The organism is Mycobacterium colombiense (assembly GCF_001953985.1).
Classification (GTDB): domain Bacteria; phylum Actinomycetota; class Actinomycetes; order Mycobacteriales; family Mycobacteriaceae; genus Mycobacterium; species Mycobacterium colombiense_B.
The window spans coordinates 34,074-51,553 of the sequence record NZ_MBEI01000028.1; the positions used below are offsets into that span (position 1 = coordinate 34,074).

Genomic DNA, 17,480 nt, shown 5'->3' on the forward strand with positions numbered 1-17,480 from the left:
GGATGGCTCATCAACTCGCGGACGCGCACCGCTCCAGGCGGAAGGTGCGTTCGAACCCGGCCGGCTTCGTCGTCAACGTCACCTCCACCGCACCGCTGGGGGCGATGACGTAGCGCTCCTCGACGTCGGGCCCGTCCGTCCAGCGGCCGACGGGCTGATGCCCGAGGTCGTCGCGGTCGTAGAGGGCGGGGTCGAACGGGAACAGCACCGGGTCATAGGGCGTGACATCGCCGTCGGGGCGCCCGTTGACCAGGCGGCTGCATTCCACGAACCGGAAGTGCCCGATATTGTGTGCCGCCCGATATTTTCGCTTCACCACCAGCGGGGATTGCCCGTCGGTCGGAAGCGAAACGTCCTTGCACACGATCGGGTCGAAGACGACGCCGGCGCCGGCCTCGGCCTCCCGGAAGACCCCGAAGTTCCTCGAGAAGCGTTCGGACAGCGCAAAACCGGACTCCTTGTCCAGAAAGACGGCGAGTCCGATGGCAGTGGCGGCGAAGGGGTGCGGCGAGCGTTTCACCCGCTTCTCGCCGAAGGTGCTGCGCAGCATCCGGGACACCAGCGGGAAGCCGCCGGCCCCGCCGACGACGTAGATGCCCGCGACCTCCGACCAGTCCACGTCCTTGCGGACGCGCGCCGGATCGTGCAGGACCCGGTTGAGCAACTCCGTCGTCTGGTCGACCAGCGGCGCGCACACCGCGTAGACGTCGTCGATGGGGCAGGAGAACGGGGGCCGATCGACCGCGGACAGGTCCACCAGGAAGCGGCGTGTCTGCGGTCCGACGGCTTCCTTGCGGGCGGCGCACTCCTCGGCCAGCAGGTCGCGCTCGGCGCCGTCGAGGCCGGGCAGGTTGGCGCCGGCCAGCACCAGCTCGACGATCGCCTCGTCGAAGTCGTCACCGCCGAGGCGCTGGATGCCTTCGCTGATGACAACCTCGTTCGCGTGCCCGGTCATCTTCAGTAGCGAGGCGTCGAATGTGCCGCCGCCCAGGTCGTAGATGAGGACGTATTCGCGCTTGGCGGTGATGGTGGATCGGTACCGGTGGGCGTATTCCAGGCTGGCGGCGGACGGTTCGTTGAGTAGTGCGACGACGTGAAAACCGGCGGCCACGTAGGCATCCAGGGTAAGCAGGCGCTGGGCGCTCGAGGCGTTGGCCGGAACGCTGATCGCGGCTTCGATGCCCTCGCCCGGCGCCAGGGTGGCGTTCGAGTGCCGCTGCAGATCGGTTTTCAGCTGGGCCAGGTAGCCGGTGAGGAGGTCGGCCAGGCGATAGTCACGGCCCGCGAGGGTGACCTCGGTCTGGGGTCCGGCCTCGTTGAGCAGGCGTTTGAAGGAGCGCAGCACCGACCATCCCGGTTCGTGGCGGACGGCGGCCGCGTCCGCGCCGAAGCGCAACTCCCCGGCGGCATTGGCGGCGATGAGCGACGGCCACGCATCCACGCCCTCGAAGGAGACGACGGGATAGTTGCCCCGGTCGACGGCCGCGACGACGGTGTGGGTGGTGCCAAAGTCGATACCGACTCTCATCGCGCAAGTTTAGGACCGCGACGCGGGCTTGGGCACGACCTTTTGCGCGGCGTGCCGTCCGCGTTCGGTCAGTCCTCGAAATGGCGCTCGTAGTCGTATCGCTCGAGCCACCACTGCAGGTTGTAGGTCCCCACTGCGAGCAGCATCATCAAGCCGACGCAGGCGACGCTGACGATCGCGTTCACAGCCTGTCCATTTCGCGCGCCATGCGGGCGTTCTCGATGTAGGTGTAATTCCTGGGGTAGTGGGGGTGCCGCGGCTGATTCGCGTCCGCGGCCATCCGCCGCAGTGCGCTGGCGATCCGCCCGCCGAGGGGGGCGCGGCGCGTCGCCTGGACTGCGGCGGTGCCGAAGAGCACCTGTTGGGTGCTGATCAGGACCTCTGCGGGTGCCGCTTCGACCGAGGGCGGTTGCGGAATGGGCTCGTTGACGGGTGCGGTCCGGGGTCCCGTTGGCGTGACCAGCATTTCGTCCACCTTCTTCGCGTTGGTCTGCCGGTGATGCAGTCAACGTAAGGTCGGCATCACCGGTAGGCACGCGTAGTCGACTACCTGTTTGTGCGCGGCTCGCTGCGGTCCTCGGCAGGTAGTGGTCAGCGGGCGGTCAACGCCGCTGGGCGCCGACGACGCCGGCAGTCGACGTCGGCAGCCCGTCCCACCTGCGTTGCACCTCGCGTTCGGCGGCGGTGGGGAGCAGGCCCGAGGGCGCGAACAACCTCGAGGGCACCGGGTCATCCTCGGTCAGCGGCCGGCTCAACGTGCTGCCCGGACCGCGAATTGCCCCGAGCGCGACCAGGACTCCGGCGATCAGCACGATGACGACGACCACCGCGAACAGGATGGACAGCGTGCCCTGGATGAAGGTGTTGCGGATGACCTCGTCGAGCTGATCAGCGTTCTTGGCCGACCCGAACGACGTCTTGCCGGCACTCCTGGCGGCCAGGTACCGGAAGTGTTGCGTCCAATAGCCGACGGCGGGATCCGCGGAGAAGATCTTCTGCCACGAGGCGGTCAGCGTGACCACCAGATCCCACAGCAGCGGCACCCCGGGAACCCAGGCCCATTTCAGCAGGCCCTTTTTGATGACGATCACCGTGATGACGGTCAGAGCGATCGCCGCGAGCAACTGGTTGGCGATGCCGAACAGCGGGAACAGCGTGTTGATGCCGCCCAGCGGATCGGTCACGCCCATCAGCAGGATGCCTCCCCACGCGGCGACCACCGCCAGGCTGCAGCCCCAGACGCCCGGGCGCCAGCTCGGGTTTTGCAGCTTGGCCAGCGGCCCGCCCAGGTTGCCCAGCGCATCGGAGAGCATGAACCGCGCGACCCGGGTGCCCGCGTCGACGGCGGTCAGGATGAACAGCGCCTCGAACATGATCGCGAAGTGGTACCAGAACGCCTTGAGACCGGCGCCGCCGAAGGCCCGGTTCAACACCTCGGACATGCCGACCGCCAGCGTCGGGGCGCCGCCGGTGCGTGACACGATCGACTTTTCGCCGACGCCGGCGGCGGCCTGGTTCAGCTGGTCCGCGGTCGCCGGCCCGCCCGACAACCCGAGGCCGTTGACGTAGTGCGCCGCGGTGGCCGCGGTGCCGCCGGTCTGCGCGGCGGGGGCGTTGAGTGCGAAGTACACATGCTGGTCCAGGACGGCCGCGCTGACGAGCGCCATGACGGCGACGAACGACTCGGTCAGCATGCCGCCGTAGCCGATGAAGCGCATCTGGCTTTCCTTCTCCAGCAGCTTGGGCGTCGTCCCCGACGAGATCAGCGCGTGGAATCCGGACAGCGCGCCGCACGCGATGGTGATGAACAGGAACGGAAACAGCGAGCCGGCGAACACCGGCCCGTCGCCCCGATGCGCGAACCGGGATACCGCCGGCGCCTGAATGAGCGGATGCGCAAGGAAGATGCCGAGCGCCAGCAACGCGATGGCGCCGATCTTCATGAACGTCGACAGGTAGTCGCGCGGCGCCAGCAGCAGCCACACCGGCAGCGCCGACGCCACGAAGCCGTAGATGATGATCAGCCAGGAAACGGTGACCGCCGACAGGTTCAACCACGATGCGCCCCAAGAGGTTTCGCTGACCCAGTTGCCGGAGACCACGGCGAGCATCAGCAACGCGAAACCGATGAGGGAGACCTCGCCTACCCGCCCTGGCCGCAGAAACCGCAGGTAGCAGCCCATGAAGAGGGCGATGGGAATGGTCATGGCGATGGAGAACACGCCCCACGGGCTCTGGGCCAGTCCGCGCACCACCACCAGGGCGAGCACCGCGATGATCATCACCATGATGACGAGGACGCCGACCAGCGCGGCGGCGCCGCCGGTGGCGCCCAGCTCGTCGCGCGCCATCTGACCCAGCGAACGGCCCCGCCGCCGGGTGGAGATCCACAGCACCAGGTAGTCCTGGACGGCCCCGGCGAATACCGCGCCGAGGACGATCCAGATGCTGCAGGGCAGATAGCCCATCTGGGTGGCGAGCACCGGGCCGACGAGCGGCCCGGCCCCGGCGATGGCGGCGAAGTGATGGCCGAACAGCACCCGGCGGTCGGTCGGCACGTAATCGGTGCCGTCGTCGAGAACCTCGGCGGGCGTGGCATGGTCGTCGCGCGGCCGGACGATCTTCGACTCGATCAGCCGGGCGTAGAACCGGAATCCGATCAGGTAGGTGCAGATCGCCGCGACGACGATCCACACCGCGTTGACCGTCTCGCCCCTGGCGAACGCGATGATCGCCCAGGCGACGGCGCCGAGCACCGCGACGATCGCGAACGCGATCTTGTGCCGCGCGGTGATGGGGGAGCGGTCGACAACCGCGACGGGTGGCAGGTCATCGTCGGTGTGGATGTAGCTGACGTCTGTGCCCTGCTCGGTGACTGCCACGGCGGAAACCCTACGCGCGCTAAACCAACTGCGCCTGTCCAGAAAGTGCTGGTTCAGTACAGCGCGCGCACCGCGTCGATGGTGTCGGCCTCGGCGGGGCCCTTGTCGTCGCGATAGCGCACCACGCGGGCGAACCGCAGCGCCAGGCCGCCGGGGTAGCGCGACGATTTCTGCACGCCCTCCAGCGCGATTTCGACCACCTGTTCGGGCCGCACCGCGACGACGTAATCGTCCGTCCCGCCGACCGCGAGTTCGCTGAACCGGGCGGTCTGCCACTCCAGCATGGCGTCGGTCATGCCCTTGAAAGTCTTTCCCACCATGATGAATTCGCCACTGGCCGGGTCACGCGCGCCCAGGTGGATGTTGGAGAGTTTGCCGCGGCGCCGCCCCGAGCCCCATTCCACCGCGAGCACCACCAGATCCAGCGTGTGCACCGGCTTGACCTTCAGCCAGCCCGCTCCGCGGCGCCCCGCCGCATACGGCGCGTCGGGCGCCTTGGCCATCACGCCCTCGTGGCCGGCTGCCAGCGTCGCGTCCAGGAAGGCGCCCGCCTCTGCGGGGTCGGCGGTGAGCAACCGGTCGACTCGCTGCGCGGGTGGCACCAACGCGTCGAGGGCGGCCAGCCTCTCGGTGGTCGGCGCGTCGATCAGGTCGATGCCGTCGCGATGCAGAATGTCGAAGAAGAATACCGAAAGCCGTTGCGCGGCAAGGGCTGCGGCGATGTCGACGGAGCGGCCGAACCGTGAGGCGGTGACCTGGAACCGGTGGGGACGGTTGTCGGGCCGCAGCGCGATGGCCTCGCCATCGGCGATCAGGTTGTCGACCGGCAGTGCCAGCGTCGCCTCCACCACCTCGGGCAGCCGGGCGGTGACATCGTCGAGGCTTCGGGTGTAGACGGTGACCTCGTCACCGGCGCGGTGAATCTGCACCCGCGCCCCGTCCAGCTTGGCTTCGAAAATCGTTGCGCCGCGGTGGCGTTCGATCGCATCGGCCACGCCCGTCGCGGTCTGCGCCAGCATCGGGCCGACCGGCCGGCCGACCCGCAGGGTGAACGCGTCCAGCGCCGAAGCCGCACCGGACAGGGCGGCCGCCGCCACCGCCGGCAGGTCCCCGCCCAGCATGGCGGCGCGCTGGACGGCGGCGGCCGGGATGCCGGCGGCCTTGGCCACGGCGTCGGCCATGATCCCGGCCAGCGCGCCCTGGCGCAGTTCGCCGCCGAGCAGGCGCAGCAGAAAGGTCTGTTCGGTGTCGGTGGCCTCGGCGAACAGGGCGTCGAGCAGCGCGGCGCGGCGCGCCTGTGCGCCCTTGCCCGACACGGCGCCGATCTCGGAGAAGGTGGCGTCGACGCCGGCGACGGTGAGCGAGGCGTGCGAAGCCGCCGGAGGGCGGGAGCGCAGCGCCGCCCAGCCCACGCCGATCTGGCGTTGCCGCAACTCACCGGAAAGCCACGACACGATGATGGCGACCACCGCGGCGTCGGGCGCGGCGCGGGTCAGCAGGGCGGCGATGTGGGCCACCTTGGTCAGCCGCGACGACGTGCTCCCGACGTCGGTAGACGTCGTCGCCACGTCGGTGAGGAGCACGGTTGCCAGCTTGGCATGGCTCGGTGACAGCCCTGAAGAGCGGACACGCTAGCGTGCCTACGTAACGTTACAGATCGCACTGATTCTGACAACCACAAAGGAGACGTCCGGATGGAGATAAGTGGGAAGAAGGTCGTCGTCATCGGCGGCGCCTCGGGAATGGGCCGTGCCAGCGCCGAGCTGCTGCACGAACGCGGCGCGGATGTCGCGATTCTCGACCGCGAGGGTTCCGACGGTAAGACAGTCGCCGAGGGCGTCGGGGGCACCTTCTACCCGGTTGACGTCACCGACTTCAAAGGCACCGAAGAGACCCTGCAGGCCGCGGTCGACAAGCTCGGCGGCCTGCACGTCGTGATCACCACCGCGGGCGGCGGCATCGCCAAGCGGACGTTGACCAAGTCCGGTCCGCACGACCTCGAATCCTTCCAGTCTGTGATCGATCTCAACCTGATCGCCACCTTCAACATCAGCCGGCTGGCCGCCGCGCACATGGCCAAGAACGAGCCCGAAGACCCCGACACCGGGGAGCGCGGCGTCATCATCAACACCGCCTCCATCGCGGCCTTCGAGGGCCAGATCGGGCAGGTCGCCTACACCGCCGCCAAGGCGGGGATCGCCGGGATGTGCCTGACCATGGCCCGCGACCTGGGCTCGGTGGGCATTCGGGTGCTGGGCATCGCCCCGAGCCTGTTCGCCACGGGGCTGACCCAGGGCATTCCCGACGAGTTCGCGACGCAGCTGACGAAGGACGCGGCGTTCCCCAAGCGCCTCGGCCGTCCGGAGGAGTACGCGAAGCTGGCCGCGGCCATCGTGGACAACCCGATGCTCAACGGCCAGTGCCTGCGACTGGACGCCGGGCAGCGGTTCGCACCCAAGTAGACGCCCCCCGTTGGGGCCCTCCCCGCATTAAGTACACTCTTTAGGCAGCCGCCCCGCTTCCCCTCGAAGCGGGGCAGGCCACCCAGCTTCAGCTCCGACGATGCGGACCGCGCGGCGGTCCGAGCGGGAGCGGGACAATCACACCGGGCTGGCATGCGGCGCGAGGAGGGCCCTCATGGGTATCGCAATAACCGACGACCATCGTGAACTCGCCGAGGTGGCTCGCGGGTTCTTGACCTCACAGAAGGCGCGGTGGGCGGCGCGATCGCTGCTCGACGCCACGGACGAGCCGCGCCCCGGGTTCTGGCAGAACCTGGTCGAGCTCGGCTGGCTCGGCCTGCACGTCGACGAGGAGTACGGCGGCTCGGGCTTCGGGCTGCCCGAACTCGTTGTGGTGATCGAAGAACTCGGTCGTGCGGTGGCGCCGGGGCCGTTCGTGCCTACCGTCATCGCGTCCGCGGTGATCGCCAAAGACGGTACCGCCGAACAAAAGTCGCGGCTGCTACCCGGCCTGATCGATGGAACCGTCACCGCGGGCATCGGACTGGACAGCCAGGTACGGGTCAACGACGGCGTGGCCGAGGGTGAGGCCGGGATCGTGTTGGGCGCCGGGCTGGCCGAGCTGCTGCTGATCGCCGCCGGCGACGACGTGCTGGTGCTCGAGCGCGGCCGCGACGGTGTCTCGGTCGAGGTGCCGGGGAACTTCGATCCGACCCGGCGGTCCGGACGCGTCCGCCTGCAGAACGTGCGCGTCTCCGGCGACGACGTCCTGACGGGGGCGAGGCATTCGGCCCTGGCCCGCGCTCGCACCCTGCTGGCCGCCGAGGCCGTCGGCGGGGCGTCGGACTGCGTCGACACCGCGGTCGACTACGCCAAGGTGCGCCAGCAGTTCGGGCGCACCATCGCCACTTTCCAGGCGGTCAAGCATCACTGCGCCAACATGTTGGTGGGCGCGGAGTCCGGGATCGCCGCCGTCTGGGACGCGGCTCGCGCGGCGTCAGAGGACGAGGAGCAATTCCGGTTGATCGCCGCGGTGGCCGCGGCGCTGGCCTTCCCGGCCTACGTCCGCAACGCCGAACTGAACATCCAGGTGCACGGCGGCATCGGCTTCACCTGGGAGCACAACGCGCACCTGCACCTGCGCCGGGCGGTGGTGAGCGCGGCGCTGTTCGGCGGTGACGCGCCGGCCGCCGACGTCTTCGAGCGCACCGCCGCCGGCGCGGTCCGCGAGAACAGCCTGGACCTGCCGCCGGAAGCCGAGGAACTGCGCACCAGCATCCGTGCCGACGCCACCGAGATCGCCGCGCTGGGCAAAGAGGCCCAGCGCGACAAGCTGATCGAGACCGGCTACGTCATGCCGCACTGGCCCAAGCCGTGGGGACGCGCGGCCGACGCCGTTGCGCAGCTGGTGATCGACGAGGAGTTCCGGGCGGCCGGCATCAAGCGACCGGACTACGGCATCACCGGCTGGGTGATCCTGACCCTGATCCAGCACGGAACGCCTTGGCAGATCGAACGATTCGTGGAGAAGGCGCTGCGCAAGGACGAGATCTGGTGCCAGCTGTTCTCCGAGCCCGACGCCGGCTCGGACGCCGCGTCCATCAAGACGCGCGCCACGCGGGTGGACGGCGGCTGGAAGATCAACGGCCAGAAGGTCTGGACCAGCGGGGCGCACTACTGCGCGCGCGGCCTGGCCACCGTGCGCACCGACCCCGACGCCCCGAAGCACGCCGGCATCACCACGGTGATCGTCGACATGAAGGCGCCCGAGGTCGAGGTGCGCCCACTGCGGCAGATCACCGGCGGCTCGGACTTCAACGAGGTCTTCTTCAACGACCTGTTCGTCCCCGACGAGGACGTCGTCGGCACGCCCAACTCCGGGTGGACCGTCGCGCGCGCGACGCTGGGCAACGAACGCGTCAGCATCGGCGGCAGCGGATCGTTCTACGAGGGACTGGCCGACCAACTGGTGCAGCTCACCGAGCAACGCCCGGATCGGTTGGCGGGCGGGCGAATTCGAGTCGGGTCGTACCTCGCCGAGGAAACCGCGCTGCGACTGCTGAACCTGCGGCGCGCCGCGCGCAGCGTCGAAGGCGCTGGACCCGGCCCGGAAGGCAACGTCACCAAGCTCAAACTGGCCGAGCACATGGTGGAGGGCGCCGCGATCATGGCGGCGCTGCTCGGTCCCGAGGTCGCGCTGACCGACGGTGCCGGCGCGCTGGCCGGCCGGCTGATGATGGGGGCCCGCGGGATGGCGATCGCCGGCGGCACATCGGAAGTGACGCGCAATCAGATCGCCGAGCGGATCCTCGGCATGCCGCGTGACCCGCTGATCAACTAGTCCGGGGCGGTCAGGCCGGCGCGAATTGCGCCGCGCCGCCGCTGCCGCGTTCCGGCCGCAGGGCGACGGGCATTCCGCAGCTCACCGAATCCGGTTCACAGTCAACGATATTGGCGGCGACCCGCAGGCCGCTCTGTTCGGCGAGCTCGACGATCGCGATGACGTACGGGGTGGGGATCTCCGGGTTGTACGGGTGATGGTTGACCGTGTAGGTGAACACGGTGCCCCGCCCGGAAACCTCCCGCGCCTCGAGCGTGCCCCCGCACTCGCGGCATTGGCCGCTGGCCGGATGCACCCAGCGCGCGCAGCCGTCGCAGTATTCGATGAGCAGCGGCCCGTCTGTCACGACGAATACAGTACACTCAATTGATTCGATGCTTGGTCTGACGGGCGGTGTACATGACGCATTTCGAAAAAGACGCGATCTTGTCCGGCATCGGGATCTCACGAATCGGCCGCCGCACCGGCATCCCCGGCCTGGAGCTGACCATGGAGGCGGTGCGCGCCGCCATCGAGGACGCCGGGCTGACCGCCGGCGACATCGACGGCATCGCCACGCTGGGTGACACACCCGCGGCGGACGTCAACGCCCAGCTGCGCATCGATGCCGCGGACTGCGGATCGGGCTTCGGCACCGGCGGCCTGCTTTCGCCGGTGATGTCGGCCTGCCGCGCGGTCGCCGAACGCCGCGCCCGCCACGTGGTGGTCTACCGGACGATCCAGATGCTCGGCGGCACCGTCCCGGTCAAGCAGGAAGAGAACGCACCGGCCCCACCGCTGGCGCGCATGTTCGAGACACCCGAAGGCGAGCCGAAGCCCGCCGTCGGTGCGATGGATGACGTCAACGATCTGGTTGCGGCGCATGCCTATTCGGCCGCCAACTGGCTGGCGCTCAACTGCCGCCGCCACATGGACCTGTACGGGACCACCAAAGAACAGCTGGGCTGGATAGCGCTCAACGGCAGGCGCAACGCGGCGTTGAATCCCCGTGCGGTCTACCGGGATCCGATGACGATGGCCGACTACCTGGGCGCTCGGCTGGTGTCCACCCCACTGGGGCTGCTGGACTGCGACGTCCCGATCGACGGCTCGATCGCGGTGGTGGTCTCGCACGAGGAGTACGCCGCCGACTGTCCCAACCGCGCGGTGAAGGTGGAGGCGATCGGCGGGTCCGACGGCGCCGGCGGCTGGTTTCACCGCGCGGACTATCCGAAGATGGCGATGTCGGATGCCACGGCGCAGATGTGGTCGCGCACGACGTTGAAGCCCGCCGACCTCCAGGTGGCCCAGCTCTACGACGGATTCACCTATCTCACCCTGGCGTGGCTGGAAGCGCTGGGGGTCTGCGGCGACGGCGAGGGTGGCCCATTCGTCGAGGGCGGGGAACGGATCGCCCGCGACGGGCACCTGCCGCTGAACACCTACGGCGGCCAGCTCTCGGCCGGGCGCATGCACGGCTACTGGGCGCTGCACGAAGGGTGCCTGCAGCTGCGTGGCGACGCGGGGGAGCGGCAGGTATCGCGTCGCCCCGAGGTGGGCGTCGTCTCCGTCGGCGGTGGGCCCGTCGCGGGGTGCATGCTGCTGACCTGTTGAGCGACAAGGCGATCGAGCCCGGATGACTGAGGAGCCAAGGACCGGCCAGGCCGACAAACTCGCTTCGATCCTCGCCCGCGACATCGAAGCCGATATCGTCCGCCGTGGCTGGGCGGTAGGCGAGTCGCTGGGCTCCGAACAGGCTCTGCAGCAGCGCTTCGGGGTGAGCCGGTCGGTGCTGCGGGAGGCGGTCCGCCTGGTCGAACACCATCAGGTCGCGCGGATGCGCCGCGGGCCCAACGGCGGGTTGTACATCTGCGAGCCCGATGCGGGGCCCGCCACCCGCGCGGTCGTCATCTATCTCGAATACCTGGGCACGACGCTGGGTGACTTGCTCAACGCGCGGCTGGTGCTCGAGCCGCTGGCGGCCTCGCTCGCCGCCGAGCGCATCGACGAGGCCGGGATCGCGCGGCTGCGGGCGGTGCTGCAGGCCGAACAGCAGTGGAAGCCCGGTTTGCCGGCGCCGCGCGACGAGTTCCACATGGCGCTGGCCGAGCAATCCAAAAACCCGGTGCTGCAACTGTTCATCAACGTCCTGATGCGGCTCACCACCCGCTACGCGTTGGCGTCGCGAACGGACTCGGCGACCGAGGCGATCGAGGCGGTCGACCATCTGCACGCGCACCACTCCGCGATCGTCGCGGCCGTCACGGCCGGCGATTCGGCGCGCGCCAAGACGCTGTCCGAGCGACACGTCGAGGCCGTCACGGGCTGGCTGGAGCAGCATCACGTAGGCGACGGGAGCCGGGGTCGCAAGAGGCGCCGGCGGCTCGATTCCGAGGCGCCCCAAGGCAAACTGGCCGAGATGCTGGCCGTCACCATCGGCGACGACATCGCCGCGAGCGGCTGGCACGTGGGTTCGGTGTTCGGCACCGAGACGGACCTGCTGGAGCGTTACCGGGTGAGCCGCTCGGTGCTCCGCGAGGCGGTGCGACTGCTCGAATACCACTCGATAGCCCACATGCGCCGCGGGCCCGGCGGTGGGCTCGTCATCGCCCAACCCGCGGCGCAGGCCAGCATCGACACGATCGCGCTGTACCTGCAGTACCGCGACCCCAGCCGCGAAGACCTGCGATGCGTCCGCGACGCCATCGAGATCGACAACGTCGCCAAGGTGGTCAAGCGGCTGGGCGAACCCGAGGTGGCGGCGTTCCTGGCGGGCCATCGGTCCGGGCTGCCGGAAAACTCGGGCCAGACCGCCGACGACGTGCGGCAGGCGATTGCGGAGGAGTTCAACTTCCACGTCGGCCTGGCGCAGCTCGCCGGCAATGCGCTGCTGGACCTGTTCCTGCGGATCATCGTCGAGCTGTTCCGCCGGCACTGGTCGAGCACCGGGCAGGCGCTGCCGACCTGGTCAGACGTGCTGGCGGTGCACCACGCTCACCTGCGGATCGTCGAGGCGGTCGAGGTGGCCGACGAGAGCGTCGCCGCTTATCGCCTCCGCCGTCATCTCGACGCGGCCGCCTCGTGGTGGCTGTAGAAAACGCGATCGCCGGCCGTCGAAATGGCCTCTCCGATGAGGCGAACTTAAATGTGATCCGTTGCGCGGTATAGCGAAGGCCCGTCTGGGGTACTGGAAGGAAGGGAAGGCGTCAGCCGACCCAGCAGGGGGTTGGCGTAAGTGATCGAAAGCGAGAGCGCTGAAGTGACGGCGGGCAACGAAACCAGACAATACGGTTTCGTCCACTCCGCATCCATTTATCACTCTCAGCAGGAGTTTTTGGATTTGGTGGGCGGCTTCGTCGCCGACGGTCTGGCGGCGGACGAGGCGGTGCTGCTTGCCGCGCCTCCCGAGACACTGGCGCTGCTGCGCGACGAGTTGTACGCCGGCGGCGACTTATCCGCCAACGTGTGCATGACCGACATCACCGAGGTGGCCCGCAACCCGAGCCGGTTCATGGCTATGGAGGGCGCGTTCATCGACGAGCACCCGGACCAACGAGTCCGGATCGTCAGCCAGCTCGCGTGGCCCGGCCGTACCGACGAGGAGTTCGTCTCCTGCATCGAGCACGAAGCGCTCGTCAACGAGGCGATGGACGGGTACCCGGCGACCAGCCTGTGCCTGTACGACGCGAGCCGGCTCGACGATGCCGTCCTGGCCGACGCCCGCGCCACGCATCCGCTGCTGTGGGAATGCGGTGCGCTGCTGCACAGTCCGAATTTCGCTCCCAGGGACGTCCTGGAACGCTGCAACCAACCGCTGGCAGCCGGCCCCGGCGCCGTGACCTACATGGTCCGCAAGTCGGCGGACCTTCGGCCGGCCCGGTCCTTCGCCGTCGACTACGCGGGCTGGATGGGGCTCTCGCAGGACTGCATTGAGGATCTGCAGCTGGTCGCCACCGAGTTGGCCACCAACAGCCTGATGTACACCGGTGGCGGCTGCCGGTTGGCCTTCTGGCAGGACGACGGGCACCTGATCTGCGAGGCACGCGACACCGGGCGATTCGACGACCCGATGGTGGGCCGCCTGGACCCGGGCCCCTGTGGTCCCGCGAGTCGCGGCCTGTATCTGGTGAACGCCATCTCGGACTTGGTGCGCACCCACACCACCAGGACCGGTACGACGATTCACGCGTATCTACGGTGCGAGCCCGCTGTCGGTCCGGCCGGATAGGACGAAACCGTCCACGAAAATAGCGACCCGCCGAGACCACCGGTCCCCGCGGGTCGCTTGTCTTTTGCGCTCAGAGGCCGAGCGCCCCGGTGATCCCCCCGACGATGCCACCGACCGTGCCGCCGACGGTGCCACCGACCGTGCCGCCGGTGGTGCCGCCCAGCGTGCCTCCGGTAGTGGTGCCGCTTACCAAGCATCCGGTCGGCGCGAACAGCACCACGACGAATCCCGCGGCGGCCGCGGTGGCTTTAACAACCTTCTTTGTCCTCGTTGAATTCATAAATCACATCCTTTCATGTGGAGGGCACAGGCCCGCAGGTAAACCGCTCTATTTAACGGATGTTACAACGGCTATTGAACACACGTAAAGCTCTAATTTGCATTTGGTTTCGGGTGCGTTGTGGGCGTCCTGCGCACGCCAATTAGTCACTGCAGCATCATCATTCGTAGACCGCCGGGCGCGCATAACATGGCGCAGCCGCCGCGGGTAAATGACCAATTGCACGGCCCACAGCGATGCCGACAAAGGGGCAATTCGCAGCGCAATAGCGCCATTGTTGTGGCGCTATTGCGCGCTCGATCCCGGCCGAAGTCGGGTTAGGAATTCTTCGTCATCCGGATCGCCGGATAGACGAAGCGAGTGAGGAAATAGCGCCCCGCCGAGACCAGGTCCCGGCGGGACGCTTGCTCAACCGATTAAAGGCCGAGGCTGCCTAGAACTCCGCCGATGGTGGTGCCGCCACCGCCCGCGCCGCCGATGAGGCCCGAGCCCCCGGCTCCGCCGACCGTCGCACAGCCCGGTACTGCCAACACCGCGGTCACCCCGAGGGCCGCTACGGCAGCTTTGAGGGTTTTCTTGGCGCTCTTCGCCTTCATGATCGTGCCTTTCGGTGAGGGGTAGTTGAACAGCCGTCTAATTGACTGCTGCTCGGCGACATACCCCCTGTTAAACGCGCGTAAACCAAACTTTTAGGATTGGTTTCTATATTTTTTTGTACGGCCCGTTTGTGCGGCTCAGCGGCGTTTCGCGGCCGTCGAGGGCAGTTGCAGAGACGGTGGCCGGGCGTCTAATGTCAACGCTCGTGCGTCTTTTCGAGCGAGTCGTAGTAGCTAGCACCCGCAGCGGGGTCTGATCCGGACCGACCCCCCGCTGTGGGTGGGAAGCTACTGCCGTCGGTCGCTCCTGCTGACCCGAGAAGACCGGCACCATGACTTTTCCCGAGCGCAATCAGCTCCAAAATTTCGATTCCGCCCACGTGTGGTTTGGCGAACGCTTCGGCGTCGCGCTGCCCCTAGGCCTGCGCGAGCAGGCCGACGCCATGTCGTGGGCAGGCTTCGTCGCGACCTATGGGCGCACCGTAGGCCCGCTGCGGCTGGGTGACTGGCAGTGCGCCGACGACGGACGCGCCGCGACCCGACTGGGCCCGCAGCCCCGCGACTACCGGGCCGTGATCGCCGTAGGCGATCGGATCAGCACCGTCACCGCGGCCGCGTCGGGGCCGATCGCGGCCCTGACCGCGATGCTGCATGAGCGTGGGATCACGGTCGAGGTGGTGAAGTTCCATCAGATGCGATCGGCAACCGGCAGCGCGACTTTCATCCGCGGCAGCAACGGCGTCCGCACCGAGTGGGCGATGGGCTGGGCGGACGATCCGACCCAGTCGGCGCTGCGCGCCGTGATCGCCTGCGCCAACCGGCTGTTCGCCGCCCGGTGCGAGATCGATAGGTGAGTTTCATGTGCGCTAGCGCCAGTGATAGCGCACATGAAACTCTGCCCCTACCGCGACGGCGGCGAAGAAGGCTGCCGTCGCGGACGTTCTACAGCGGGCGCAGCACGATCGGCATGCCGTCCATCGGAATGGGCATGCCGCCGTAGTCCCAGTGCGGCTGGTAGCCCGGCCGGGCCAGCTCCATGCGGTAGCGGCGCAGCAGCCGGTGCACCACGGTCTTGACCTCCAGCTGGCCGAACACCATGCCGATGCACTTGTGCGCACCACCGCCGAACGGCGCGAACGCGTACCGGTGCTTCTTGTGCTCCGAGCGCGGTTCGGCGAACCGCTCCGGGTCGAATTTGTCTGGCTCCGTCCACAATTCGGACAGCCGGTGATTCATGCCGGGCCAGATGGTGATGTTGGTTCCGGCTGGGATGTAGTGGCCCAGCAGCTCGGTGTCGCGCACCGCCATCCGCATGTTGAACGGCAGCGGCGTCACCATGCGCAGCGACTCGTTCATGATGAGTTCGAGCGTTTCCAGCTTCTCCAGCGACTCGATGTCCAGCGGTCCGTCGCCCAGGCGGGCCGACTCCTCGCGCGCCCGCTCCTGCCATTCCGGGTTGGCGGCCATGTTGTAGACCATCGTGGTGGTCGTCGAGGTGGACGTGTCGTGCGCGGCCATCATCAGGAAGATCATGTGGTTGACGATGTCCTCGTCGGTGAAGCTGTTGCCGTCGTCGTCCTCGGTGTGGCACAGCACGGTCAGCATGTCGTTGCCCGTCGCGTTGCGGCGGTCCTTGACCCGCTCGACGAAGTAGTCCTCGAGCAACTTGCGGGCCTTCAGACCGCGCCACCACTTGAACGGCGGAATCGGCTGCCGGATGATCGCGCCGCCTGCGCGCGTCGTCGTGGTGAACGCCTGATTGACCTTGGTGACCAGGTCATGGTCGGACCCCGGCTCGTGCCCCATGAACACCAGCGACGCGACGTCCAGGGTGAGTTCCTTCATCGCCGGGTGGAACAGGAATCGCGCGTCGTTGGTCGGCCAATTGGCGACGATGTCGGTGGCGACCCGGTCGATGTGCTCGACGTAGCCGGTCAGCCGGCTGCGGGTGAAGGCCTCCTGCATGATCCGGCGGTGGTGCATGTGCTCGTCGAAGTCGAGCATCATCAGCCCGCGGTTGAAGAACGGCCCGATCACCGGGTGCCAGCCCTTCTGGGAGAAGTCCTTGTTCCTGTTGGAGAACACGGCCTGGGTGGCGTCGGGCCCCAGCGCGGTGACCGCCGGCATGATCGGCGAGTCCAGGTAAATCAGCGGGCCGTGGTTTCGGTAGAGATGCAACGCGTAGTCCGGGCCGCCGCGGAACAGCTCGATGATGTGGCCGAGGATCGGGAGCCCGGCGTCACCCAGCACGGGCTTGAGGTCGCTGCCGGGCGGCGGTTCCGCCAGGACTTTGGTCTCCCACTCGTGGGCGAGCAGGCGCTTCTCGATCGCACCCATCCCCGGGATGGTCTGCAGCGTCGGGGTGAACCGGCGCCGCGCCTGATCCAGCAGATACTGCGGGGTGCTGATGGTGGCGGTCATAAACGCTCCTTTGCGTGCCCTCCCGGTGACGGCCGTCACTGATTTATTACCTTCGCTGACAAACTTGACGGCTGTCAAGTTTGCTTTTCGCGCGGCGTGGTGCAAGGTCAGGGAGTGACCAGCCACCCCGCAAATCCAGAGCCGGGCGCACGACGGCGTGGCGACAAGCAACGCCAGGCGATCGTGCAGGCGGTGCGCGAACTCCTGCAGGAAAAGCCGTTTGCCGAGTTGTCGGTGAGCACCATCAGCCTGCGGGCGGGCGTGGCGCGATCCGGCTTCTACTTCTACTTCGACTCCAAGTACGCGGTGCTGGCACAACTCATGGCCGAGGCCGCCGAGGAGCTCGAGGAACTCACCGAGTACTTCGCCCCCCGGCAGGCCGGCGAGTCACCCGAAGAGTTCGCCAAGCGGATGGTCGGCAGCGCCGCGGCGGTCTATGCGCACAACGACCCCGTCGTCACCGCCTGCAACGAGGCCCGCAACACCGACGTCGAGATTCGCGATCTGCTGGACCAGCAGTTCGAGGTGGTGCTGGGCCAGATCGTCGGGATCGTCGAGACCGAGATGAAGGCCGGGACGGCCAGGCCGATCAGTGACGACCTGCCGACGCTGATCCGCACCCTGGCCGGCACCACCGCCCTGGTGCTGACCGGCGACCCGATCCTGACCGGGCGCGACAGCGACCGTGACCGACGGGTGCGCGTCCTCGAGCAGTTGTGGCTGCACGCGCTGTGGGCGGGCCGTCCCTAGCGCGGTGGTACCG

The 17,480-nt window shown here is 68.2% G+C and carries 15 protein-coding genes; 7 read left to right on the top strand and 8 right to left on the bottom strand.

Features of this window, described 5'->3' with window-relative positions; genetic code table 11:
- Window positions 1–10: 10 nt before the first annotated feature.
- The 4 genes from A5732_RS05015 to A5732_RS05030 all read right to left on the bottom strand — a co-directional run bounded on the left by A5732_RS05015 (window position 11) and on the right by A5732_RS05030 (window position 5,993).
- Window positions 11–1,528, bottom strand: a complete 1,518-nt coding sequence (locus A5732_RS05015) for an Hsp70 family protein (protein ID WP_076101126.1) — start codon at window positions 1,526–1,528, stop codon at window positions 11–13.
- A 181-nt stretch (window positions 1,529–1,709) separates the two neighbouring features.
- On the bottom strand, window positions 1,710–1,994 hold the full coding sequence (locus A5732_RS05020; protein WP_142254527.1) for a hypothetical protein: 285 nt from the start codon (window positions 1,992–1,994) through the stop codon (window positions 1,710–1,712).
- Between the two features lie 136 nt (window positions 1,995–2,130).
- Window positions 2,131–4,410, bottom strand: coding sequence for a carbon starvation CstA family protein (locus A5732_RS05025; RefSeq protein ID WP_076101131.1), 2,280 nt, complete (start codon window positions 4,408–4,410; stop codon window positions 2,131–2,133).
- Window positions 4,411–4,463: 53 nt separating this feature from the next.
- Entirely contained in the window at window positions 4,464–5,993 is a 1,530-nt protein-coding gene (locus A5732_RS05030) for an ATP-dependent DNA ligase (protein WP_076101134.1), read from the bottom strand.
- Window positions 5,994–6,104: 111 nt separating this feature from the next.
- Here A5732_RS05030 and A5732_RS05035 point away from each other — a divergent pair, with 111 nt between their 5' ends.
- Window positions 6,105–6,872, top strand: coding sequence for an SDR family NAD(P)-dependent oxidoreductase (locus A5732_RS05035; RefSeq protein ID WP_064952246.1), 768 nt, complete (start codon window positions 6,105–6,107; stop codon window positions 6,870–6,872).
- A 175-nt stretch (window positions 6,873–7,047) separates the two neighbouring features.
- Entirely contained in the window at window positions 7,048–9,213 is a 2,166-nt protein-coding gene (locus tag A5732_RS05040; protein WP_076101137.1) for an acyl-CoA dehydrogenase, read from the top strand.
- A gap of 10 nt (window positions 9,214–9,223) precedes the next feature.
- Here the strand turns inward: A5732_RS05040 and A5732_RS05045 are convergent, their stop codons facing one another.
- On the bottom strand, window positions 9,224–9,559 hold the full coding sequence (locus A5732_RS05045; protein ID WP_076051484.1) for a Zn-ribbon domain-containing OB-fold protein: 336 nt from the start codon (window positions 9,557–9,559) through the stop codon (window positions 9,224–9,226).
- Between the two features lie 53 nt (window positions 9,560–9,612).
- Between A5732_RS05045 and A5732_RS05050 the strand changes: the two genes are divergently transcribed.
- From A5732_RS05050 to A5732_RS05060, 3 genes are all read left to right on the top strand, one after another.
- Window positions 9,613–10,806, top strand: coding sequence for a thiolase family protein (locus A5732_RS05050; RefSeq protein ID WP_076051483.1), 1,194 nt, complete (start codon window positions 9,613–9,615; stop codon window positions 10,804–10,806).
- 22 nt (window positions 10,807–10,828) lie between these two features.
- Window positions 10,829–12,286 carry a FadR/GntR family transcriptional regulator gene (locus A5732_RS05055; protein WP_076051482.1) on the top strand — a complete coding sequence of 486 codons (1,458 nt, stop codon included), beginning with the start codon at window positions 10,829–10,831 and terminating at the stop codon, window positions 12,284–12,286.
- A 141-nt stretch (window positions 12,287–12,427) separates the two neighbouring features.
- Window positions 12,428–13,420, top strand: coding sequence for a sensor histidine kinase (locus A5732_RS05060; RefSeq protein ID WP_076051481.1), 993 nt, complete (start codon window positions 12,428–12,430; stop codon window positions 13,418–13,420).
- Between the two features lie 70 nt (window positions 13,421–13,490).
- Here the strand turns inward: A5732_RS05060 and A5732_RS26890 are convergent, their stop codons facing one another.
- Complete coding sequence (locus A5732_RS26890; protein ID WP_076051480.1) at window positions 13,491–13,700, bottom strand: hypothetical protein; 210 nt, start codon at window positions 13,698–13,700, stop codon at window positions 13,491–13,493.
- A gap of 416 nt (window positions 13,701–14,116) precedes the next feature.
- The gene (locus A5732_RS05070; protein WP_076051479.1) at window positions 14,117–14,296 is read right to left on the bottom strand and encodes a hypothetical protein; all 180 of its coding nucleotides are present in this window, start codon (window positions 14,294–14,296) and stop codon (window positions 14,117–14,119) included.
- 332 nt (window positions 14,297–14,628) lie between these two features.
- Here A5732_RS05070 and A5732_RS05075 point away from each other — a divergent pair, with 332 nt between their 5' ends.
- Entirely contained in the window at window positions 14,629–15,150 is a 522-nt protein-coding gene (locus A5732_RS05075; RefSeq protein WP_076101140.1) for a homocitrate synthase, read from the top strand.
- An 88-nt stretch (window positions 15,151–15,238) separates the two neighbouring features.
- Here A5732_RS05075 and A5732_RS05080 read toward each other — a convergent pair whose 3' ends face one another.
- The gene (locus A5732_RS05080; RefSeq protein WP_076101142.1) at window positions 15,239–16,717 is read right to left on the bottom strand and encodes a cytochrome P450; all 1,479 of its coding nucleotides are present in this window, start codon (window positions 16,715–16,717) and stop codon (window positions 15,239–15,241) included.
- Between the two features lie 114 nt (window positions 16,718–16,831).
- On the opposite strand from A5732_RS05080, the gene A5732_RS05085 reads away from it, so the two are divergent.
- Window positions 16,832–17,467, top strand: a complete 636-nt coding sequence (locus A5732_RS05085; protein WP_076051476.1) for a TetR/AcrR family transcriptional regulator — start codon at window positions 16,832–16,834, stop codon at window positions 17,465–17,467.
- The last annotated feature ends 13 nt before the right edge of the window (window positions 17,468–17,480 follow it).